The following is a 21,491-nucleotide window of genomic DNA, read 5'->3' on the forward strand; positions in this document are numbered from 1 at the left end:
ACGGCCATCCGGGCGCCGGCGACCCCGCCGACAGCGAGCCCGCCGGCGGCGAGGCCTGCGCCAACCGCAGCGCCTGCGCCGAGTTGCGGTCCGCCCGAGACGATGCCGTTGGCGATGCCCGGACCGAAGATGCCGAGCGCCAGCATTGAAAGCGCGGCCAGAACGATGGCCATGGCGTCTTCTATGGTCGGCTCGCCCGTGAACCCAGCGGTGAACTCGCCAAAGATGGTCGAGCCGATGCCGACGATCACGGCGAGCACCAGCACCTTGACGCCGGACGAGATCACCAGCCCGAGCACCCGCTCGGCCATGAAGGCGGTTTTGTTGAAGAGGCCGAAGGGCACGAGGATGAAGCCGGCCAGCGTGGCGAGCTTGAACTCGATCAGCGTGACGAAGAGCTGAATCGCAAGGATGAAGAAGGACAGGAGAACGACCAGCCAGGCGAACAGCAGGATGATGATCTGGAGGAAATTCTCGAAGAAAGAGACAAAGCCCATCAGATCGGAAATCGATGTGAGAATCGGACGGCCCGCATCAAGGCCGATCTCCGCGATGCGGCCGGGCTGAAGCAGCTCGCCGGGGCTGAGACTGCCGCCGGAAGCGATGAGGCCGAGACCGGCGAAGCTTTCGAAAACGATGCGGGCGAGCGCGTTCCAGTTGCCGATGATGTAGGCGAAGACGCCGACGAAGAGCGTTTTCTTGATGAGCCGGGCGAGAATGTCGTCGTCGGCGCCCCAGGCCCAGAAGAGCGCGGCGAGCGTCACGTCGATGACGATCAGGGTCGTTGCCAGGAAGGCGACGTCGCCGCCGAGCAGGCCAAAGCCGCTGTCGATGTAGGAGGTGAAGACCTGCAGGAAGCGGTCAATGACGCCAACGCCGCCCATATCCTACTCCTTCTCGGGATCGTCGCCAGGAAGCCCGAGAAACCGGCGGCGTTGCTCTGCCCAGGCGGCGCGACACGTCGTGTCGGTTTCCAGCTCTTCCGGCGTCACCGTCCGGCAGCGAGAAAGTTCCGCCTGCAAAGGATCGTCGCTCGCCGACGATCTCGCCGGCGTTTCCGAAGTGACCGTGTTCGCCAGTTCAACCGCGGCGAAGAGCGCAGCGAGCCCGCCCAGGGCGATAGCGACGAGCCTGATGATTTGGTCGGAAGAGCTGCGCACGGAACTTACCGGAACATGCTGACGGCGGTTGGCGTGTAGCCGGACCCGTAGTCGAGGAAGCGATTGAGGTTCTCGCGCCCCTGCGCTTCAGCGGAGGCTCGCCGAGCCGCGTCCAGCGCGTCCGCGCGGTTCTGCGCGGCGATGGCGGCGGTAAGGTCCGTCATCTGCTGGCTTTGCAAGGCGAGCAGTTGATTGCCGGCCTGCGCTGCCTGCAAGGCGCCGACCGCACCCTGGCTTTGCGAGACGAGAGTGCTCAGTTCCGTGCGCGTCGCTTCAATGTTGCCGACGACACCTGCCTGGACCTTCAATGCGTCTTCATAGCCCGCAACCGAGGTCCGCCAGCGCGCTTCGGCATTGGCGTTCATGGCGGCGAAATCGCCGGTTGCTGCGGCGTCTCCATATTGTTCTGAGAAGACGCGTTCGATTTCGGAGACGACGTATCCAACGCGCTGCGCTTCGCCCAACAGATCTTCTGTCTGCTGCATGATCGATCGCAGACGCGCCAGCGATGAGTGCGGCAGGTTTGCGAGGTTGCGTCCCTGGTTGATCAACATCTGCGCCTCGTTCTGAAGCTGCGTGATCTGATTGTTGATCATTTCGAGGGTGCGCGCGGCGGTCAGAATGTTCTGCGCAAGGTTGGTCGGATCGATGACGACGTCGCCGACGCCGAACAGCGCATAGGCCGGTTGCATGGGCGCCAAAGCGATGGCTCCGGTCAGCATGAGAGCGGCGAATTTCTTACGCATGAGTAGTCTCCTTGGTTTGAGGGGATGGGATCGGATCAGGTGCTTGGCCGAGCAGTTCGACGGCCCAATCGAGACCGCGACGGGCGAGCCAGGCTGCGGCGAAACCGTCTCGCCCGTGTTCGGCGAGAATGTCGGTAATGGCGGCGTGATCGGTCTTCGACGATGCGGCCGTGAAGGCGAGCGCGACCTCGCCGAGACCGAGCGAGAAAAGCCGATTGCCGCGCCGCGACTGGCAGTAATAGTCACGCTTCGGCATGGCCCGCGCGACGATCTCGATCTGGCGTTCATTGAGGCCGAAGCGGCGGTAGATATCGGCGATCTGAGGCTCGAAGGCGCGCTCGTTCGGCAGGAAAATCCGCGTCGGGCAGCTCTCGACGATGGCGGGTGCAATCGCGGAATTGTCGATGTCAGCAAGCGATTGCGTTGCGAAGAGGACGGACGCGTTCTTCTTCCGCAATGTCTTCAGCCATTCGCGGAGTTGGCCGCCAAAAGTGCCGTCATCGAGCGCGAGCCAGCCTTCATCGACGATGATGAGGCTCGGACGTCCGTCGAGGCGATCCTCGATCCGGTGGAACAGATAGGCGAGCACGGCGGGCGCTGCCGCCGACCCGATCAGCCCTTCGGTCTCGAAGGCCTGGAAATCGGCCGTTCCGAGCTCTTCAGTTTCGGCGTCGAGCAAACGCCCGAAGGGGCCGCCAAGACAGAATGGCGCCAATGCCTGTTTGAGTTCGGTCGACTGCAACAGGACGGAAAGCCCTGTGAGCGTTCGTTCTCCTACGGGCGCCGAGGCGAGCGACGTCAGCGTTGACCAGAGATGATCCCGCGCGACCGGATTGATGGTGACGCCTTCACGCGCGATCAGGCCGGACAACCAGTCCTGCGCCCAGGCGCGTTCGCTCGTCTCGTCGATGTTGCGGAGCGGCTGAAGCTGGACGGCGGCTTCGTCATCCGAGAGCGCGCCGGCGAGATCCTGCCAGTCGCCACCACAGGCGACGGTCGCACAGCGGATCGAGCCGCCGAAGTCGAAGGCGAATACTTGGCTACGCCCGTAGCGAGGAAATTGCAGCGCCATCAACGCCAGCAACACGGATTTGCCCGAGCCGGTCGGACCGACGACCAACGTGTGCCCGACATCGCCGACATGGGGCGAAAAGCGGAACGGGGTCGAGCCTTCCGTCTCCGCGTAAAAGAGCGGCGGACCGTCCAGATGATCGTTGCGCGCCGGTCCTGCCCAGACCGCCGAGATCGGGATCATGTGGGCGAGATTGAGCGTGGAGACCGGCGGTTGACGGACATTGGCGTAGAGATGGCCAGGCAGCGAGCCGAGCCACGCCTCGATGGCGTTCAAGGTCTCGGGCTTGCAGGTGAAGTCACGTCCCTGGATGACCTTTTCGGCCGCCTTTAGCTTTGCGTCCGCGACAGCTTCGTCCTCATCCCAGACGGTCAGTGTCGCGGTGATGTAGGCAGCGCCCGCCATGTCGGCGCCGAGCTCCTGCAAGGCTTCATCGGCGTCGGCGGCCTTGTTCGCCGCGTCGCTATCGAGCAGCGTCGACGCCTCGTTGGTCATCACCTCTTTCAGGATCGCGGCGACGGATTTGCGCTTGGCGAACCACTGCCGGCGAATGCGCGTCAGCAACTTGGCGGCGTCGGTCTTGTCGAGGCAGATGGCGCGCGTGACCCAACGATATTCGAAGGGTTGGCTGTTGAGCTCATCCAGCAGTCCCGGCCATGTGGCTGTGGGGAATCCGATGATGGAGAGGCTGCGCAGATGCGCCCCTCCCAAACTCGGCGCCAGTCCGCCGACAAGCGCGCTATCGGCCAGGAGCGCGTCGAGATGCATCGGCGTTTCCGGCACACGCACGCGTTGACGACGCGTCGACACGGTCGAATGCAGAAAGGTCAGCGTTTCTTCGTCGGAGAGCCAGGCCGCTTCCGGCATGAAGCCGTCGAGGAGATCAAGCAGACGATCCGTCCGCGCCGCAAAGCTCGCGACGTGCTCCTGCGGATTGAGCCCTTTGTTGGGGGCATCCTCATAAAGCCACCGCCCGGCGCGGCTGGCGTCGTCCGCCGGGGGCATCCAGACGAAGGTCAGGAAATAGCTGCTTTCGAAATGACTCGACGCCTCCTCGAACTGAGCCCGCCGCTCCGCATCGACGAGCGCGGACACGGGATCGGGAAAACGCGAGAGAGGATAGTCGCGCGCCGGCAGGCGTTGCGCCTCGACGAATATCGCCCAGCCCGATCCGAGTCGGCGGAGTGCGTTGTTGAGTCGGCCGGACACGGCGACGAGTTCCGACGGTGTCGCGGAGTCGAGGTCAGGCCCCCGAAACCGTGCTGTGCGTTGCAGACTGCCGTCCTTGTTGAGGACGACGCCGGGCGCGACGAGCGCCGCCCACGGCAGGAAGTCGGCGAGGAGCGAGGATTTGGAGCGGTATTCGGCAAGGCGCATCATCGCTCAGACTCCGAACCAAGTTGGGAAGCGAAGATGCTGGCGTGCGACATCGACGATCTGAGCGTCGCGTTTTGCGGCCCAGACCGCGAGGAGATGGCCGACAAGCCAGAGTACCATCCCGATCACCCAAAGCCTGAGCCCGAGTCCGACGGCCGCTGCGAGCGTGCCGTTGGCGATGGCGACTGTGCGGGGCGCGCCGCCCAGCAGGATCGGTTCGACCAGGGCGCGGTGGACGGGCGCGTAAAAGCCCGGAATGTCGGCCTCGTCCCGCATCAGATCAGCGCCCCGCCGCCGAAGGAGAAGAAGGACAAGAAAAAGCTCGATGCCGCGAAGGCGATGGATAGGCCGAAGACGATCTGCACGAGGCGCCGGAAGCCGCCGGAGGTGTCGCCGAAAGCGAGGGTCAGGCCTGTGACGATGATGATGATCACCGCGACGATCTTGGCGACCGGCCCTTCGATGGATTCCAGGATTGACTGAAGCGGCGCCTCCCAGGGCATGCCCGAGCCCGCCGCATGGGCGGGCGCGACGAGCAGAAGGCTGAACGCGAGGGCCGTCGCGTAGAATGGCCAGCGCGGATAAAGGATCGTGGTTTTGGTCATGGATGGTCTCCTGTCCTGAGGTGAAGAAGCGGTTGGGTCTGGTAGTCGCCGGTCGCATCGAGCCCCTCGACGCGGGCGAGTTCGGAAAGCCGGCGAGCCGATCCACGTCCGGAGAGGACGGCGATCAGGTCGATGGTCTCGGCGATCATCGCGCGAGGCACGGTGACGACGGCTTCCTGGATGAGCTGTTCGAGCCGGCGCAGTGCGCCGAGAGCCGATCCGGCATGGATGGTGCCGATCCCGCCGGGATGGCCGGTGCCCCAGGCTTTGAGGAGATCGAGCGCTTCGGCGCCGCGCACCTCGCCGATGGGAATGCGGTCAGGACGAAGGCGGAGCGAGGAGCGAACGAGATCGGAGAGCGACGCAACGCCATCCTTGGTCCGCAGAGCGACAAGGTTGGGCGTCAGGCATTGGAGTTCGCGCGTATCCTCGATCAGAACGACGCGGTCGGAGAATTTGGCGACTTCCGCTAGCAGCGCGTTGGTAAGGGTGGTCTTGCCGGTCGAGGTGCCGCCGACGACGAGGATATTGGCGCGCGACGTGATGGCGTCACGCAAGGTCGCCGCCGCATCGTCTGGCATGATCCCGGCGCGGACATAGTCTTCGAGCGTGAAGACGGCGACGGCGGGCTTGCGGATCGCGAAGACGGGCGCGGCGACCACAGGCGGCAACAGTCCCTCGAACCGCTCCCCCGTTCCCGGCAACTCTGCCGACACGCGCGGAGATCCCGCATGGACCTCGGCGCCGACATGGTGCGCAACCAGACGGACAATGCGCTCACCGTCAGCTGTGGAGAGCTCTACGCCCGTTTCGGTGAGACCTTCGCTCAGCCGGTCGACCCACAGACGCCCGTCCGGATTGAGCATCACCTCGATAACCGCAGGGTCTTCGAGCCATGCGGCTACGTCGGCCCCCAGAGCGGTTCTGAGCATGCGTGCGCCGCGAGTGAGAGCTTCTGATTTTAAGGTGCATACGGTCATCGAGGGCCCCGTGTTTGATTTCGGGGCTCATTAAGAAGACCGCTATCGGGTTAGCGGCAACAGTCTTGTAGGCGTAGTACAAGGGCGGCGCGCAAAGGCAGGGAGTCGCGTAGAGCGCTGGAATGAGTGAGGGCTACTTTTCGGATAATTGTGCCGTTCATGCCCGCTGGATCAGTGACCGCCTCTGGTGCATGTTGGGTCTATGGGGCATCCAACCAACAAGACTTCTCCGCGCGTTCATCGCTGGACCTACACCGTCGAGGCTGACGAGGTCTCATTCGTATTGCCGGATGGGTGTGTCGACATCCTTGTCTCGTCCTGCGGCGAGACCAACCGCGTCTTGATTGGCCTCACCAATTGGGACTTCTCGCCAAGACAGGTGAAGCTAAAGGCGGGAACCTCTTTGATTGGTTACCGATTGCGGCCAGGAACCACCATTCGCCTGTCTGATCTTCAGATCGAAAATGGCGCGCATTCAAATCTGGGACCAGAAATCGAATGCAGTGTGAGGCATGATCAGGAGGTTGAGGAGATCATCTATGATCTCAGTCTTCCGGGTAGCGGTGTAGAGCGCTCGGCCAAGCAGCAAGGCGTGTCGGAACGAACCCTGCAACGCCGTTTTAAGGACCTTTCCCTTCCGCCTCCGATCTTCTGGCGTCAGTTAGGGCGGGCCAGGCGGGCGGTTCGGGCATTGCCATGTCGCGTTCCGCTTTCAGATATCGCGTTCGAATATGGCTTTAGCGATCAGGCTCACATGACGCGGGAGTTCTTGCGGTGGTTTGGACGAACACCGGCGCAGTTGCGCCAGGACTCAGCCACATTAAACGAACTGGCTCAACCGGGCTTGAGCAATTGGTCAGATGAAACCGTCTTGAAGCCTGTAAGCCTGTAAGCCTGACTTAGGAAGTCTTCGCATCGCTTTTCAACGATGTCCGACAGGCCAACGAGCTTGATGTGTCGCCGACGTTTCCCACGACCCTCTAGGATTTCATCCGGGTCGTCGAGTTGTGCGCCATGGGTGAACTCCAGGGATACGTGGCTTGTATAGGCAAAGACACCGCAAAATTGCGACTTGGGTTGCCCAGCGATGCTTTCGACGATGACGCCACCATACTTCTCGACAAAACCCGCATTGGGCTCGACCGAGAGGACCAGGATTTTTAACCGCTCGATGATCTCATCCTGCATGGCGTCAACTCGGCAGCTGTACGGCCGAGCAAATTTCAATCAGGTAGCCATTCGGATCGGACACATAGGAGGTCGTCTGTCCCCAGGGTTCGTCGCGTGCGTTCTGAATGAGCGTGGCGCCGGCATCGACAGCCCGCTGCAAAGCACCCGCCACATCATCTGTCTCGAAGGCGATCTCGAATGTCGGCGCATCCGGTCTTGGCGAAGCCGGGTTCTTGTCCAACTGGCGCATCAGTTCCTTGGAGGAAAAGGCAAGTTTGGTGGTCCCGGTCGTCATTTCACCGTAATCACCGCTTTCATGAAGGAACGCTCGTTCAAGCCCGAACGCCCTTTCGAAGAAGTCCAATGACGCGGAGACGTCATCTACGTACAAGATTGTATAGCGAAAGATCATTCAAGGTACCTCGCATAGAGTTTGCGTAAGACAGCGCTACGACGCATCGACATGGATGTCTTGAAAAAAGCCGACATCCATCGGCTTTGAAGCATCATGCATTTTGGAGCTCGGCGCCTTCATTGCTCTGATCGGAGACTGGCGACTTCCTCCGAGATCTCCTTGGTCAGTGTGTTCCCCTTGGCCAGCCGCCGACCGAGCGTTTCTACAAAGCCTTCATACCGCTCGCGGCCTTTCGCCTGCGCTGCGTCGCGCATCGTATCTGGCAGCGGCGGAGTCGTCGTGAGCCAGAACCGGACGAACAATGCTATCGCTTCGTTGCCGATCGTCACATCCCGCTCAAGGCGCTCGACAGCGCGGGTCAGCCGGTCAAGTCGCCGTGTGATCGCAGCCTCGCGCTGATCGGCGGCGTCCGGTGAGAGATAGGAGGCCAGCGCCGCTTCCACGATCTGGGATTTCGACACATTGCGCCGTGCCGCCAGCGCGTCGAGCTCCGGCGACAACGACGGATCGAAATAGACATTGAGCCGATCTTTCTTCATGGCGAGCCTCAAAGATCGATGCCGTCATCGGGATCGAGCGAGGCTTGGCGCGCGACGCTTTTGAACCGCCCCTGCATCTGCCGGGCACGCTGCGCATCATCATCCGGCTCATCGTCGAGACCTGCGAATTCTTCCCGTGCCGGCGCTGTTCGTTCCGGTGCGATGTCTTCATGCTCGGGCAGTTCCGGCTCGCGGCGGATGCCGCTGTCACTGTCCTCACTCCCGTAGCGGAAGGCCTTCTTCCTGGGGTTGGGCGCAGCGATGGTAGCTTGTCCGCTCCAATCATCCCTTTGCGGATTGTGGGGCGCGGCGTGATCGGCAACCAGTTGCGGCGGTTCGACGATGCGCAATTTGAACTGCGGGTCGATATAGTAGCGCGCCTTCTTCCCCCGGATCGGCGGTGCGCCTGAGACGAGGACAATCTCATCATCCGGCGGCAATTGCATGATCTCGCCGGGCGTCAGCAAGGGCCGCGCGGTCTCCTGCCGAGAGACCATGAGATGGCCGAGCCAGGGTGATAATCTGTGCCCGGCATAGTTCTTCATCGCCCGCATCTCGGTCGCCGTGCCGAGGGCGTCGGACACGCGCTTGGCGGTGCGTTCGTCATTCGTCGCGAAGCTCACCCGGACATGGCAGTTGTCGAGAATGGCGTTGTTCTGACCGTAGGCCTTCTCGATCTGATTGAGAGACTGGGCGATGAGGAATGCCTTGAGCCCATACCCGGCCATGAAGGCGAGCTGGCTCTCGAAGAAATCGAGCCGCCCGAGCGCCGGAAACTCGTCGAGCATGAGCAACAGGCGGTGGCGCTTGCGATTGGCGTTCAACTCCTCTGTCAGCCTGCGTCCGATCTGGTTCAGCACGAGGCGGACCAGCGGCTTGGTGCGGCTGATGTCGGAGGGCGGCACGACGAGATAGAGCGTGGTCGGCCGCGCGCCGGAGACCAGATCTCTAATTCGCCAGTCGCAGCGGCTGGTGACCTTGGCGACGACGGGATCGCGATAGAGGCCCAGAAAGCTCATCGCCGTGGACAGGACGCCGGAGCGTTCGTTCTCCGACTTGTTGAGGAGTTCTCGCGCCGCCTGCGCCACGACCGGGTGCGGTCGGTCGCCCAGATGCGGTGTGCGCATCATCGCCGCGAGCGTCGCCTCGATCGGCCGGCCGGGATCTGAGAGGAAGGCGGCGACGCCGGCGAGCGTCTTGTCGGCCTCGGCATAGAGGACATGGAGGATCGCGCCGACGAGCAGAGAATGGCTGGTCTTCTCCCAGTGGTTCCGGCGTTCGAGCAGGCCTTCGGGGTCGACCAGAATATCGGCGATGTTCTGAACGTCGCGCACCTCGCTGTCGCCGCGTCGGACTTCCAAAAGGGGATTGTAGGCCGCGCTCTTCGCATCGGTCGGATCGAACAGGAGGGTGCGGGAAAAGCGTGACCGCCAGCCGGCCGTGAGATCCCAGTTCTCGCCCTTGATGTCATGGACAATGGCCGAGCCCGGCCAGGTCAGCAGGCTCGGCACGACAAGCCCGACACCCTTGCCGGAGCGGGTCGGCGCGAAACACAGCACATGTTCCGGACCGTCGTGCCGGAGATATCGGTTCTCGAAGCGGCCGAGCACGACGCCGTCCGCGGCAAGCAGTCCTGATGATTCAACGTCTCTTCTCTCAGCCCATCGTGCCGAGCCATAGGTGGTGACGTCCCGCGCCTCGCGAGCGCGCAGGACGGAGAGGAAGATGGCAACGGCAATCGCGGCGATCCCGCCACTGCCTGCGATGATTGCGCCCTCGACGAACACGCGCGGCGCATAGGCGTCGTAGAAATACCACCAGACGAAGAAGCTCCAGGGCGGATAGACAGGCCAGCCGAGGACGTCCGTCATCGGCTCGCCGCCAGACGAAGCCGACCGCAACGAGCGAGACGATGATGATCTGGCCCCAGAGGATCCTGGTGGCCTGTGTTTGCTGTGTCTTGATCGGCATTTCTTTTCCTTCCGGGAGAATGCTCAAAGGCTGAGCCCGCGCTTGCGGCCGAGGCTCCAGTCGATCCCGCCGCCGGGCGTCATCGTGCCCGTCACGGGCTGGCTGAGGTGGCGTTCGAGCTGGGGCTTCCACGGGACGAGTTCGAAGCCGAGGCCGTCATCGACCATGGCGAAGCGACCCGAAGCGAGATCGAGCCGCCGGCGATAGGTGCCGGAGATGCGATCACCCTCGGCGGGCTTGCGGCGAGGCAAGCCGGTCTCGGCCTCGATAGCCGCCGCCGCCGTGTCGAGTTCTCGGTCGCGCAGCGTTTTCAGAAGATCGCGGGCGAAGGTGATGCGCTGGCCGTTCCTGGTCGCCAGCCCCTCGGCGACGAGATGATCGCGACGCCGGTCCAGTGCCCCGCGGACCTCGGCGCCGAACCCGCCCATGCTGAGCGGCGCGCGTTCCTTTGCCAGTTGCACTCGGTCGAGCCAAGTGGCGCCGTTCGCGCCGATCTGGGTTTCGAGGTTGAGATCGGAGCGGCCGACGAGGGCCATGCGCTGACCACCGCCATCGTTCGAACGCGAGACACGCGTTTCGACAATGCCGCCTTCGGGCGTGTCGCCCGTGGCGTCGAGATCGTTGAAGCGCAGATGATGGACGCGGCCGTCCACCGCGTCGATCACGGCATAGGCTTCGCCGCTCAGCTCGTCATGGAGGCCACGTTCGACGAGCCTTCCCAGCACCGGGGCGTGAGGCGTGTCTTCAATGGCGAAGTCCGCTTGCGCGCGATCGGGTCCGCCCGCCATGGCGCGGTGCATGGTCTTGATGATGTCGCCCCGGATGGAAAGCTCGCGCAACGTCTGTTGGGCGCCGGGCTTCAGCGACCACACCGCGGGGGCGAGCCTGTTGGCGAGGCCGAGCCGTTCCAGCGTCTGCGCGCGGCCGATCAGCAATTTGCGCAATTCCGGATCGCGCGGCTCCGGCGATCCCGGACGCAGATCGGCAACGCCGGCGCCATCATCGACAAGCCCTTGCAGCGCGCGGTCGAGACCGGTCCAGCGCTCGGCGGTTACTTCCGTCTGAAGCCCGGCTGCGATCTCCCGCTCGGTGCGTGGGCCGAGCTCCAATTCGACCAGTTGCTCGGCGCAATCGCGGAGACCCCGGCTGATATAGTCACGCGAGATGACGAGGTCTTTCCCATCGTCGGCACGGCCGCGCACCAGCACATGGACATGGGGATTGTCGGTATTCCAGTGATCGACGCCGATCCAGTCAAGCTTCGTGCCGAGATCGCGCTCGGCCTCATTCATCAGGTCGCGTGTGTAGGCGCGCAGGTCTTCGAGGCGGTCGGCGTCTTCGGGCGAGACGATGAAGCGGAAGTGATGCCGATCCTCTTCGCAGCGTTCGGCGAAGGCGCGATCATCGACGCTGTCCGCTTCGGCGTTGAACGTGCCCGCATCACGCCCGTCGCGGGTCACACCCTCACGCTTGAGATAGGCGATGTGTTTGGCGAGCGGGGCGGAACGGAAACGTGCGCCTCGATGACGGACGACGCGCGCCTTGATGACAACGCGCCGCTGGGTGCGTGACAGTCCGCGCGCTGCGCTGGCGAAACGGCCGCGACCGAATTGTGAGCCGCGCCCGCGGCCCTTCGAACCGTTCAGCTTGTATCCGGTGTGTCCGGCCTTGCGGGCGGCGCCCATGACCTGGCCGACGAAGCTTTGCGCCTTCCGGGCGCTTGTCCCTTTGTTGCGGATGCGGCCGGGCCGGATGCGCATGTCATTGTCGCGGTCGCTCATGACAAAGCGCCCGCCAGAAAGTGCGTGGCACGGTGAAAACCGCGTGAAAACAGTGGGTTGGGCCGTGGGGCAGCACTGCGCCCATGACTGCGGCGGGCGAAATACCCAACAACAACAACGACATAGCGCGCATCCGTGCCGCGCCTTTTATCTCGCCCTCCCGTTGTTGTTGCGCCTTCCGTCCCCGTCCTTCCTCCCGGAAGCACGCCATCGCACGACGGACTGCGCGAGAGTGCGATCAGCGAGATCATCGCTGATCCCCGGTTCCATGTGGCGGGAAAAGGCTGTCAGAAGCGCCCGACGTGTGCGGAGGATAAACGCCGGCATCGCTGCTTGGGTGCGTTACGTCAGCAGCCGTTTGCCGATCAGTATGCGCGGCGAAGAGTGGCGCCGTGCGCCAATCCACGGTCAGAATTGCGCTCGGTTCTCGCCGTTCTGTTGCAACTGATGCCCCGATGAGCGGCGCTAGCGCCGCAACATAATCGCGGGTTTCTTGGGGTAGTGGGCGACCCGTTGCCAGGTGCTTGGTGTAGCGTGTCGGTCCCCCATTGTAGGCGGCGAGGAAGCCCGGCGATCCGAAGCGGTCATGCAGTTCACGCAGATAAGCGGTGCCCGCGAGAATATTGTCGCGCGGCTCGAACGGATCGGAGCCGAGTCCGTAACGCGCGCGGAGCTCGGCCCAGGTCGCGGGCATGATCTGCATCAGCCCCATCGCGCCTCTTTCGCTGATGGCGCGCGCATCGCCGGCGCTTTCCCTGCGCATGATAGCGAGGATCCAATGCGCCGGGACGCCGAAGCGCTGCGCAGCTTCGTCGATATAAGCTGTATAGGGATTGCCGCGTTGTTCCGTCCTGGACGACGCGGCTTCTGCTGATACGGCGTGAGAGATAACCACGCCGGAGAGCAGACCGCAGAGGAGGAACTTCGCGAAAATCGCGTAGCGCCGAGACGAACTAGCCGCGCTCATCGCGCTTCTCGGCACGCTTTGCGGGACGGTTCCAATAGAGCGCCCAATGCTCGTCTTCCGCGTCAGTCTTGAAGAGATTGGCGCGGATCGGAGATGCAAGGGTCGGGTCGTCGATCTGCAAAGAGATGTATGCGCCGGCTTTCTCGCTGTTGCGTTTCCAGCCGGCGCCAATCTCCGGCCCGTCGTCATCGCCGTGATGGATGCGATAGTCGGGCGCGTTTTCGCTATCTGACGGCGTTGCAGGAACGAGCGTGAGTTCTCGGTAGAGAGTGAGCGTGTGAAGGCGTCCGGTGAAGCCAGATTCCATGCGGGTGAATTGACCGATCTGAGCCATGGGGCAGTTCCTTTCATTTGCGGTCGGAAGAATTTTCGGGAGCGTCAGCGTCGTCATCGGCGCGCCAGACATAGTGGCCGTCGCCATCTTCATCGGTGAGGATCGGAACGGCGCGTCCGATCACGGCGTCGGCCGGGAGTGCGCCGAAATAGCGACCGTCAAGACTGTCGGGATGGCTGGGATTCAGGAGGAAGAGCTCTGTGCTGGCGACGATGTGGCAGCCCTGCCAAACGGGCAGGTCGCGTCCGAAGCGGTCGCTCGGCCTAGCCTGCGCCAGGGTGATGTCGTCGACAGTGACAGCGGCGCCATCGCGGCAGACCCGCTGTCCGGGAAGCGCAGCGATGTGCTTGAGGAGCGGCACGCCTTCAGGCAGATAGCCGCGCTCGTCGAGATAGATCGCAAGCGATTTCGGAGGATCGACAACGACCAGATCGCCGACGACAAGATCGTTGTCCGATGCGACGGCGTAGAGTCCGATTGGCGCACTCGCGGACGCGTTCCAGATCAGCTTGGGGCTGACATGAACGAAGGCCAGTCCGCCGATCGCGAGCACCGAGAAATAGGTCGTCATGACGTAGCCGAACCGGGTCATGACGCGCTCCCCGCCGACGCGGCATGCAATGACAGTGGATCGGGCGGACAGGCTTGGCGCAGAAGCCAGGCGCGATGCTGAGCGGGTGTGTAGCCGCGCGGTTCCAAGCCTGCAGACAGCCTGTTGTGAACATGGCGCCAATAGTCCGGCGCGGCGTCAGCCGGGTCGATGCCGAGCGCTTCGATCGCGTCGGCGAACTGAAGGACCCGTTCGACCTTGGGCCAGCCGGACAGACGCAGCAGACTATCGCCGCCGGGCGTCACATGCGGCACGGTCGCATAGGGTTCACCAGTTCGCGGCACGCGCAGGATGTCGATCCGGCTTTCCGCCGTTCCGAAATCATTTGCCTGCCAGCGGACGAAGGCGAAGACGGCGCCGGGATCGAAAGAGACGGTGCTGCGACTGCGGCTATGGATCATTGTCCGCACGATCCGGCCAAAGCGAATCCAGTGCTCGATCTGCTTCTCGATCCAGACGAGATCGACGGTGGCACCGCCGCTCATGAGCGGGCTTTCCGGGCATAGGCGGGCGAGATCGCTGCATGCCGCTTGGCGGGCAACACCTCGTCGCCCGTGTCGTCCGAGGTCGAGTTCTTCTCTCCCCGGCTGACCCAGGCCTGCAGATCTTCGATCGCATAGACGACACGCCCGCCGATCTTCGAGTAGCGTGGTCCCGTGCCGTAGGTGCGATGTTTTTCGAGCGTCCGCCCCGAAAGGCCGAGAAAACGGGCCGCTTCAGGCGTTCTTAAATAGCGTGGGGGAAGTCCGGCATTGGGATCGGGCATGGGTCGCGTCTCCGGTCAGGCCATCCCGCTGCGGGAAGCGCGGGACTGTCGGAGACGAGAAAAGCGTAAGATGCGCGCCGGGAGGGATGACGATCAGCGGGCGGCGAAAACGTTACCCCCAAATGATCGGCGGAATCGGCGTTTCGTCAGGCTCGATCAGAACGGGATTTCGTCGTCCAGGTCCGCGGCCGGCGCCCGCCGGGAAGCTTCGATGCGTTCGATAAACGCAAGCGATGCGAGGACGCTGTCGATTATGAATTGCGCTTCCGAGACGTCGAGGAGCTCATTGTCATGGGCGAAAGAGCGCTTGTTGCGCGCCTGATTTAGGCCGTCGAACAGTTTGTGCTGGACGCGCAGCGTTGGCAGCGCGAACTCACTGACGGCGCCTTCATCACGCAACGCCTTGCCGTATGCGCCGAATATGGCGTCGAGCGGAGTCTTTGCATCGACGGCCTGATTGCGTGATGCGAGCAGATCGCGGAAGCGTTTGACGCAATAGGTATGAACACGGTCCAACGCGACATCCGGTTTCTCTGCGACGAGATCGGCGGCGATGGACGCACGCAGTTTGGGAAGCGTGGTGTCGTGCGAGAAGTCTTTGAACGCGTCGTCGAGGTTCAGCGCAGACGCGTTTTCCAACTCGTTGGTGAACTGTTCAAGCCATGCTTTCAGGCGTTCTTCCTTGGTAGGGTCGGACTCTACATATCCGTCAAGACCGCAGCGGTACACCCACAAGACGCGGAGAACTTGGGCGACGAGGCGCGGTTCGGCGACCTCGACGAAGCCTCGGAGTGTCTTGCCTTTGCTGGCGCCTTCGACCTGGAAGCGCTGTTGGAAAATCTGGATATCGAAATTCTCCTCAAACCACTCGGCCATGGTTCGATCGGAGAAGTCGAGGACATAACCGCCGCCACTGTGAAAGATCTGGTCGAACACGGCTCTTTGCTGCGAAGGCAATCGACGCGTGCGTCCCATAATCTTGGGAAGGTTGGAGGTTAGTATCTGCGATGGCTGTGTCATTCGGCGAACATAACGGAAACTCTTCAAATCGCACAGCCGATGAAGTGAAGCGGCGATTTCAACTGTTCTTACCCTGAAGAAGCTGCCGATATCCATGATCGATCATCATTCGACCGAAGGCGGCTAGGCGCGCAACCTGCGCTTTAAGCGAACTGGTCTTCCATGGTTCTGCGGCGACTCGGTCGCCGCCGAAGAAGACCGTCGCAACAGCGCGGTAGCTGGCGCCGTTCCGCCGTCCGTCGATTGTTCGCAGAGCACGTTTCACGCGCTCGCGTCGTTGCGGCGTGAGTGGAGGATCGGCGTCGCCATCGATGAGTTGGTGATACAGCCGATCAGCGGCGGCGAGCCGAACAGGCCAATCGCCATCGAGGGGAAGCAGAAGGCCGATGGGCCGATCGTCGACCTGATTGCCGACCAGATTGGCGCCGTCCGCCAGCCGAATCCATGATAGCCCATCGGCTTCGATTTTACGGTCAGCAATCCTGTCGGGACGAACGGCGTCGTTGAGGCCGACGTCCGGCAGTGCGGCGAAAAGATGAACCACGGCAGGCGCTACGTCCGGGAGCCAAAAGACTGTCGCGTCGAGAGCGTTGAGTTGTGGGTCCGCCAGGAAATCGTAACCCCCAATCGGCCGGAACGCCGCCGCCCTCCCGCTTTAGGTCATGGTCTCTGCGATAGTGAGTGTTTCGCCGCAGGCATTCCCATGCGAGCCCAGAGAGACCGAGATCGTCGAAGTGACGGTATTCATCATCGTTGCGCCAATCGGCCGGCATGGCGAAGTCCTCCCAACCACTCGCCGCGCCAAGGATCGGCGTTAGTTGATTGGATGTTCCGCTGTAAATCGGAGGTTGCATAGTGTGGCCGTAGACATCGCGTGATGCATACGACGCATCAATGCGCCTTCTAGCTTGCTGGAAATCCGCTCTTCAGGAGATCGCGATAACCCTGTTCGGTCATCCAACGCGCGCGGGACAGATGGCTATCATGAACCTGGCGGGCGCGTTCCGGCTCCATTTTGGCGTCGATGCCGAGCAAAAGCGACGACACCTCCTCAAGCGACGCTCCGGCGTCATTGGCATCTAGAAGCCGCATGTAAAGCTTGAGATGATCGCGGTCATAGAGCGTCACAGCCGCATCGTCCGGCGGTGTGTCTGCGATCATGAGCTGCGTGGATGCCATGCGGGGTCCTTACGGGCTTGAGGCGAATTATTAATGAACCGGAAACCATAATGGGGCAAGCGCGGGCTTATTGAGAATTGCGAATCTGGCCGCCACGCGCGGGTGAGTCACGGCTTGGCTCCGCGTATTATAGTACGTCGCATTAAAATACGCGATCCGCATTTTACTGGCGGATGGATATTCGGGAAGTATTTGGCGCGAACCTGCAGTTTTTTCGGGAGAAAGTCGGCCTCAGCCAAGCTGCTTTGGCGGACAAGATGGGCGTAGACCGCGCGCATATAAGCGCGATGGAGCGGGGCCAGCAGAACGTCACCATCATCACGCTCTGGCATGTGGCCGAGGCGCTCGACGTCAGACCGGCGGCGCTTCTGGACGATCAGGGGAAGAGCCGAAAGGCATGATGGCTGCCCCTCCCGGCTAATCCGGGAGGGGTTACCGGGGGCGTCAATCGCCTCTCTGGCGACGCGACCGAGACCAGATGAGGCTGTAGCTGTCTTCGCCTTCGATGACGGTATCGTCAAAGAGGTTGGCGTAGATCGGAGCGGTGAAGCTGGGATCGTCGAGCTTGAGGCTCAGATAGTCGCGGCCCTCGTTCGAGCGCTTGGACCACGCGGCGCCGATCTCGGCGCGGCCGACGAATACGCGGTGGCTGGGCGCATTGTCGTTCGCGCGGTCCTCTTCCGGGATGATCCTTACATTTTTCGCCTGAACGCTGAGGGTAACGATCTCGCCGACGTACTCGTTGGCGGACTTCTTGAAGGTTCCGATGGTGGCCATGTCAGTTCTCCTTTTGGCTTTCGAGCCCGCGCCTGTCGCGGCCTCGATGGCGATCGACGAGGCCGGGACGACCGCCGACGCAGTCCGAAGGACCCGCAGCGCATGCGAAGGACGGCGGAGACGTAGTTTCTTGGTCCGCGAGGAATGGGCGTAGCCCAGGGGAAGAAAGTCCGTCTCCGCCGTTGCGGCCAGGGCGGTCGAGGCGTCAGTCGATCCCGGCCAGATCAGTCCATGAGAGGCCGCGTCGGGCGTGGGTGATGAGGCTCAGGAGAAGGTTGTCAGTGGCCAGCGATGACCGGGCATTGTCGGCAACGCGATGTGAGGCTTGGTTGCTACAGCGATTGCGCAAGGCGCAATCCGAGGTCGTCGATCGCAAACGTGGGGTGGTTTCGCCGTCTATTTGTCGCAAGACAGCCTCGCTCGTGATCCGCCCATCCTCCACCTCGGAATATGCGATAGGGTCCGTAGGTATCCGGATCATAAAGATCTGAGCAGCATTCCCAAACGTTGCCGAACATATCTTACAACCCCAGCCATTGGGTTGCTTCATCGCGACGTGGTGCGTGGTGCGGGTGTCCTTCGGAGTTGCTTTTGTACCATGCCATGTCGTCCAGTTTGCCGTATCGCGGTTCCGAAGTCGTTGCGCGACACGCATATTCCCACTCTGCCTCAGAGGGCAATCTATAGCCGCACCCGCCACGGTGTTCGCACAGATGCTAGCCGTCCTCGGATATGTTATAAGACTCCGGCAGCCCGGCGCTGTTGCACAAATCAGCGTTGGCGCGGATCACTGGCCTGCTGCCGGTTTCGTGGACACCGAGATAAGGTGTCTGAGGGAACTGGAGATTGGCTATATGAGTAATTTCAGATGATGCACCTGGGATCAACGCTGTGGCGTAAGTCGTCATGTCCGAACGGGAATATTTGGGCGCGTCTGTTGAACGCTGTAAGTCATAGTTCAGGCTCGAATTCACATTCATAAAATTACCGAGTGGCCGAGAGGATTGTCATGCCTCGGAAAGTTTTCTTATGGGTGATTGAAAGCCCTGCTGCCTCTAGCTGATCGCATATCCATTCTGGCGACAGTTTCAGTTTCGGATAGGCGCTGCATTGAAACTGCCAACCGTCAGCTGTACGGGTGTGGATGAGGTCATGGACCATGACCGTTTGACCGCGATCCTCCAGAAAGCAGACCATGATCCGTTCACCATTGCTTCTGAGTGGAATAAAGCGATCAGGGCCTAGAGGTATTGTGGAGAGATTTCGCCAAGACAGTACGATCTGCCCGCCTTCTGCGAGCGTGTCTGAAATCTTGCAAAAGAGAGCAGTTACATCACTGGCGCCTTCAAGATGCGTCAGCGTATCGCCCATGCATATGATTGTATTGGCCGGATCGCTTAGTAGATCAGGAAACTGCATCAAATCAGCTTCATGATTTGAGATCGGCAACTCTTGCGCGTGGATCGCAAGCTCCGCCAAAAGTGAAGCGCTGGTGTCGATCGCATAGACGTGTGAAGCGCCCAATTCTGCGAGCGCTACAGATTGAAACCCCGAGCCACAGCCGAGATCGACGGCCACCCCAGGAACGGAGAGACCGATTTCACGCAGTAATTCTTTCTGTTCCGCAACCTTTTGTTCAAACGGTACACCGAACATCCAAGTGTAGTGTTGCGCGAGCAGCTTGTCATAGTGTTCCTTTTGAGAGCTCATGTTGAAATTTCCATTTTTTCGTGAAGTTTTGTGTTGCTAACTTACATTGTTCGGCGGCGGAACCGGGACGCGCAGCCGTCGCCTAGGCGCAGCGCCGCGATCCGCATTAATTGCTCAAGATCATCCGCTTCCGCCGTTAGCTCGACCCGACCGCGCGAAGCAGTAGCACACCCTTTGTACGACGGCTTCAGGCAACTTGACGTATCTCCGGTCCTGCAAGGGATGTGATGCGAACCCATGCCGTCGCACCAACGATGATCGCACCGATGCTCGCGAGGACGAGGGCCCACGTCTCGCCTGCGCCGCCGGTCTCAGAGAGCCCTTTGACCGCGTGAAAGCCGGCCAGCACCGCCGGCAAGGCATAGAGCGCGCCGATCGCCAGGCGGATGGTCGGTGACCGGATCGTGGCGAACGCGACTTGCCCGAGGATAAGAGCGACGGCGCCGGCGAACAGGGCGACGGCGATGGCGACGATCGGCCCCGCGCCGTTTTCAAACGCATAGTAGCTGACCGTGACGGCGACGAAGAACGGAAGCGCATAGACGGCCAGGCTGAACAACAGCCAACAGAGAAAGCCGAGGCCAACAACGCTCAGCAATACGGACAGAAACATGGGCGGTCTCCACAGAGTTGGAGCGCCTCCACCAACCGCCACGGCACCTTTCGAAGTATAGCGCAAAGCAGCGCGCGCCGGAACCTTCCGGCGCGCGCATCAGGTGATGCATCCTGTGCATCATACTGCCTGCGCCGTATTTTTCTTCGGTCTGAAATCAAATAGCGGAACACCTAGCTTACGAGCCTTGTCGGCCAGGTTGTCCGTGATCCCGGAGCCCGGAAAGAGGATGAGGCCGATGGGCATCGCCTCAAGAAGCGCGTCGTTGCGCTTGAACGGCGCCGCCTTGCCGTGGCGCTTCCAGTCCGGCTTGAAGACGATCTGCTGGCATTTGCGGTTATCCGCCCAGCAGGCGGCTATCTTCTCCGCGCCTTTGGGCGATCCGCCATGTAGGAGCACCATGTCGGCGTGTTTGGTCATCACGCGGTCCAGTGCCGCCCAGATGGCCCGATGGTCGGTGACGTCGAGCCCTCCGGAGAAGGCGACCCGTGGACCGGTGGGCAGAAGCGGTTCGATCTCCGCGCGTCGCTTCGCCGACAGAAAGTCGCGGCTGTCGATCATGGCTGCAGTCAGCGTGCGGTGACTGATCCGTGATCCAGAGTGCGGTCGCCAGGTCTGACCGATATGGGTCTCGAAGTGGTCGGCGGCGATATCGCGCATGAGCTCGTAAGCGTTGCGCCGCTCGATCAGCGTGGTTCCTTGCGCCGTCAGTGCTTCGAGTTCGACCGAGCGAATTTCCGACCCGTCCTGCTCACGCTGTGATCGTTTCTGGGCCTGCTCATTGTCGTCGAGGTCGCGGTCGACACGGGCCGCTGTGCGATGAAACAGGTTCGTGACTGACCAGAGCAGGTCTTCGAGATCCGGTTCGAGACGTGTGTCTTGCAGCGTGGCGGCGAGTGCGTCGAAGATTTCGGCTATCGCACACTGGAGGGCGTCGGCTTCGGGCAAGGGTCTCGGGTCGGGTTCGTCGGCGAAAGGCCGATAGCCATAGAGCTGCAATTCTTCGAGTACGGCCGCGGTTGCGGAGCTGGCCATTGGTTCGGTGGTCTCGGCGGTCATGGGATCGTCTCCTGTTCGGCAAGGGCCGCGCCTCTCGCGGCCTTCCCGAGCGACGGGAAAGCGGGGGCTGGCCGGGACTGCACCGCCGGTCACGGCGGCCGAAGCCAGAGGCGGAGGACGGCGGAGGCGGCGCTCTTTTGTTTCGCGATGCAAAGCCGGCCTTTACGCCCGGCGGCGGAAAAGAGTGTCGCCGTAGCCGTTGCCGGCCCGGCCAGTCTCCGCTCCGTCTCGCTCCTCTCGGAAGGCCGAAGGCGAGGCTCTCGAATTAGGAGGTGATCTGACGATAGCGACCAGACTAGTGACGGGCCTGCTCTGCCGCTCAGTGTTCGTCGGAAAGCAGCCGTGAGAAATCGGCCGTGGCCAGTTGCTGCCCCAGATGCGTCCTTAGGTCGTCCCGTCCGAGCTTGCGGAGGTCTTCGTTGAAGTCGCCGCCAAGAGAAATAAGCCGGATCGTTTCGATACCGACGGCTCCTGCGCGTTCGATCAGATTGGCGGTGGCCATGTCGCCTGCTTCGTCGGCGTCGGCGGCGATGTAGAGACGCTGAAGCCCGGTCGGCAGGATCAGCGCGGCGAGATGATTGGCCGACAACGCGGATATGACGGGCATGTTGGGCAATGCCATGCGCACGGAGAGCGTGCT

The 21,491-nt window shown here is 62.1% G+C and carries 28 protein-coding genes and 1 pseudogene; 2 read left to right on the top strand and 27 right to left on the bottom strand.

Going from position 1 to position 21,491, the window contains the following annotated elements:
* From trbL to trbB, 7 genes are all read right to left on the bottom strand, one after another.
* Positions 1 to 884 (bottom strand): P-type conjugative transfer protein TrbL (gene trbL / locus HY17_RS10980; RefSeq protein WP_034766556.1); only part of this gene is annotated, 884 nt, incomplete at its 3' end.
* 3 nt (positions 885 to 887) lie between these two features.
* The gene (trbK-alt, locus tag HY17_RS10985; RefSeq protein ID WP_034766557.1) at positions 888 to 1,160 is read right to left on the bottom strand and encodes a putative entry exclusion protein TrbK-alt; all 273 of its coding nucleotides are present in this window, start codon (positions 1,158 to 1,160) and stop codon (positions 888 to 890) included.
* 5 nt (positions 1,161 to 1,165) lie between these two features.
* A complete protein-coding gene (gene trbJ, locus HY17_RS10990) occupies positions 1,166 to 1,906 on the bottom strand; it encodes a P-type conjugative transfer protein TrbJ (RefSeq protein ID WP_034766558.1) in 741 nt (246 codons plus the stop codon).
* Positions 1,899 to 4,358, bottom strand: a complete 2,460-nt coding sequence (gene trbE / locus HY17_RS10995; RefSeq protein ID WP_034766559.1) for a conjugal transfer protein TrbE — start codon at positions 4,356 to 4,358, stop codon at positions 1,899 to 1,901. Before trbE ends, trbJ begins: the two co-directional genes overlap by 8 nt.
* A gap of 3 nt (positions 4,359 to 4,361) precedes the next feature.
* Positions 4,362 to 4,631: a VirB3 family type IV secretion system protein gene (locus HY17_RS11000; protein ID WP_034766560.1), complete on the bottom strand. Its 270-nt coding sequence runs from the start codon at positions 4,629 to 4,631 to the stop codon at positions 4,362 to 4,364.
* A complete protein-coding gene (locus tag HY17_RS11005; protein WP_051599995.1) occupies positions 4,631 to 4,960 on the bottom strand; it encodes a TrbC/VirB2 family protein in 330 nt (109 codons plus the stop codon). The genes HY17_RS11000 and HY17_RS11005 overlap by 1 nt, the downstream gene beginning before the upstream one ends.
* On the bottom strand, positions 4,957 to 5,940 hold the full coding sequence (trbB, locus tag HY17_RS11010; protein WP_034766562.1) for a P-type conjugative transfer ATPase TrbB: 984 nt from the start codon (positions 5,938 to 5,940) through the stop codon (positions 4,957 to 4,959). The genes HY17_RS11005 and trbB overlap by 4 nt, the downstream gene beginning before the upstream one ends.
* 202 nt (positions 5,941 to 6,142) lie before the next feature.
* On the opposite strand from trbB, the gene HY17_RS19980 reads away from it, so the two are divergent.
* Entirely contained in the window at positions 6,143 to 6,832 is a 690-nt protein-coding gene (locus tag HY17_RS19980; RefSeq protein ID WP_081813106.1) for a helix-turn-helix domain-containing protein, read from the top strand.
* Here the strand turns inward: HY17_RS19980 and HY17_RS11015 are convergent.
* From HY17_RS11015 to HY17_RS11075, 14 genes are all read right to left on the bottom strand, one after another.
* Positions 6,775 to 7,128, bottom strand: coding sequence for a DUF1801 domain-containing protein (locus HY17_RS11015; protein WP_051599997.1), 354 nt, complete (start codon positions 7,126 to 7,128; stop codon positions 6,775 to 6,777). The two genes, HY17_RS19980 and HY17_RS11015, sit on opposite strands and share 58 nt — an antisense overlap.
* A gap of 4 nt (positions 7,129 to 7,132) precedes the next feature.
* Positions 7,133 to 7,522: a VOC family protein gene (locus HY17_RS11020; protein WP_034766564.1), complete on the bottom strand. Its 390-nt coding sequence runs from the start codon at positions 7,520 to 7,522 to the stop codon at positions 7,133 to 7,135.
* Positions 7,523 to 7,641: 119 nt separating this feature from the next.
* On the bottom strand, positions 7,642 to 8,064 hold the full coding sequence (locus tag HY17_RS11025; protein WP_034766565.1) for a CopG family transcriptional regulator: 423 nt from the start codon (positions 8,062 to 8,064) through the stop codon (positions 7,642 to 7,644).
* 8 nt (positions 8,065 to 8,072) lie between these two features.
* Positions 8,073 to 9,935, bottom strand: coding sequence for a conjugal transfer protein TraG (locus HY17_RS11030; RefSeq protein ID WP_155843612.1), 1,863 nt, complete (start codon positions 9,933 to 9,935; stop codon positions 8,073 to 8,075).
* A gap of 123 nt (positions 9,936 to 10,058) precedes the next feature.
* On the bottom strand, positions 10,059 to 11,816 hold the full coding sequence (locus HY17_RS11035; protein WP_034766566.1) for a DUF3363 domain-containing protein: 1,758 nt from the start codon (positions 11,814 to 11,816) through the stop codon (positions 10,059 to 10,061).
* A gap of 247 nt (positions 11,817 to 12,063) precedes the next feature.
* Positions 12,064 to 12,783 (bottom strand): lytic transglycosylase domain-containing protein, encoded by a 720-nt coding sequence (locus HY17_RS11040; RefSeq protein WP_051599999.1) that lies wholly within the window; start codon positions 12,781 to 12,783, stop codon positions 12,064 to 12,066.
* Positions 12,770 to 13,117 (bottom strand): DUF736 domain-containing protein, encoded by a 348-nt coding sequence (locus tag HY17_RS11045; RefSeq protein WP_034766568.1) that lies wholly within the window; start codon positions 13,115 to 13,117, stop codon positions 12,770 to 12,772. The genes HY17_RS11040 and HY17_RS11045 overlap by 14 nt, the downstream gene beginning before the upstream one ends.
* Before the next feature lie 13 nt (positions 13,118 to 13,130).
* A complete protein-coding gene (locus tag HY17_RS11050) occupies positions 13,131 to 13,709 on the bottom strand; it encodes a S26 family signal peptidase (protein WP_034766569.1) in 579 nt (192 codons plus the stop codon).
* Positions 13,706 to 14,212 carry a DUF2840 domain-containing protein gene (locus HY17_RS11055; protein ID WP_034766570.1) on the bottom strand — a complete coding sequence of 169 codons (507 nt, stop codon included), beginning with the start codon at positions 14,210 to 14,212 and terminating at the stop codon, positions 13,706 to 13,708. The genes HY17_RS11050 and HY17_RS11055 overlap by 4 nt, the downstream gene beginning before the upstream one ends.
* Positions 14,209 to 14,493 (bottom strand): AlpA family transcriptional regulator, encoded by a 285-nt coding sequence (locus HY17_RS11060; protein ID WP_034766571.1) that lies wholly within the window; start codon positions 14,491 to 14,493, stop codon positions 14,209 to 14,211. The genes HY17_RS11055 and HY17_RS11060 overlap by 4 nt, the downstream gene beginning before the upstream one ends.
* 156 nt (positions 14,494 to 14,649) lie before the next feature.
* Positions 14,650 to 15,609, bottom strand: a complete 960-nt coding sequence (locus tag HY17_RS11065; protein WP_155843614.1) for an abortive infection family protein — start codon at positions 15,607 to 15,609, stop codon at positions 14,650 to 14,652.
* Positions 15,572 to 16,057, bottom strand: coding sequence for a DUF2285 domain-containing protein (locus HY17_RS11070; protein WP_051600001.1), 486 nt, complete (start codon positions 16,055 to 16,057; stop codon positions 15,572 to 15,574). Before HY17_RS11070 ends, HY17_RS11065 begins: the two co-directional genes overlap by 38 nt.
* Positions 15,987 to 16,367: a transcriptional regulator domain-containing protein gene (locus tag HY17_RS20735; protein WP_369802197.1), complete on the bottom strand. Its 381-nt coding sequence runs from the start codon at positions 16,365 to 16,367 to the stop codon at positions 15,987 to 15,989. Before HY17_RS20735 ends, HY17_RS11070 begins: the two co-directional genes overlap by 71 nt.
* Positions 16,368 to 16,416: 49 nt before the next feature.
* Positions 16,417 to 16,692 (bottom strand): DNA -binding domain-containing protein, encoded by a 276-nt coding sequence (locus HY17_RS11075; protein ID WP_051600003.1) that lies wholly within the window; start codon positions 16,690 to 16,692, stop codon positions 16,417 to 16,419.
* A 173-nt stretch (positions 16,693 to 16,865) separates the two neighbouring features.
* On the opposite strand from HY17_RS11075, the gene HY17_RS11080 reads away from it, so the two are divergent.
* A complete protein-coding gene (locus HY17_RS11080; protein WP_034766574.1) occupies positions 16,866 to 17,093 on the top strand; it encodes a helix-turn-helix domain-containing protein in 228 nt (75 codons plus the stop codon).
* A gap of 43 nt (positions 17,094 to 17,136) precedes the next feature.
* Here HY17_RS11080 and HY17_RS11085 read toward each other — a convergent pair whose 3' ends face one another.
* The 6 genes and pseudogenes from HY17_RS11085 to HY17_RS11105 all read right to left on the bottom strand — a co-directional run.
* Positions 17,137 to 17,469 (bottom strand): DUF736 domain-containing protein, encoded by a 333-nt coding sequence (locus HY17_RS11085; protein WP_034766575.1) that lies wholly within the window; start codon positions 17,467 to 17,469, stop codon positions 17,137 to 17,139.
* Between the two features lie 332 nt (positions 17,470 to 17,801).
* A pseudogene (locus HY17_RS20740) lies at positions 17,802 to 18,149 on the bottom strand (formylglycine-generating enzyme family protein).
* A gap of 304 nt (positions 18,150 to 18,453) precedes the next feature.
* The gene (locus HY17_RS11090; protein WP_034766576.1) at positions 18,454 to 19,179 is read right to left on the bottom strand and encodes a bifunctional 2-polyprenyl-6-hydroxyphenol methylase/3-demethylubiquinol 3-O-methyltransferase UbiG; all 726 of its coding nucleotides are present in this window, start codon (positions 19,177 to 19,179) and stop codon (positions 18,454 to 18,456) included.
* Between the two features lie 187 nt (positions 19,180 to 19,366).
* Positions 19,367 to 19,792 (bottom strand): hypothetical protein, encoded by a 426-nt coding sequence (locus HY17_RS11095; protein ID WP_034766578.1) that lies wholly within the window; start codon positions 19,790 to 19,792, stop codon positions 19,367 to 19,369.
* 120 nt (positions 19,793 to 19,912) lie between these two features.
* Positions 19,913 to 20,851, bottom strand: a complete 939-nt coding sequence (locus tag HY17_RS11100) for a DUF2493 domain-containing protein (protein ID WP_034766579.1) — start codon at positions 20,849 to 20,851, stop codon at positions 19,913 to 19,915.
* Positions 20,852 to 21,170: 319 nt separating this feature from the next.
* Positions 21,171 to 21,491 (bottom strand): toprim domain-containing protein (locus HY17_RS11105; protein ID WP_197020271.1); only part of this gene is annotated, 321 nt, incomplete at its 5' end.

Source organism: Hyphomonas sp. CY54-11-8, assembly GCF_000682735.1.
Taxonomy (GTDB): Bacteria; Pseudomonadota; Alphaproteobacteria; order Caulobacterales; family Hyphomonadaceae; genus Hyphomonas.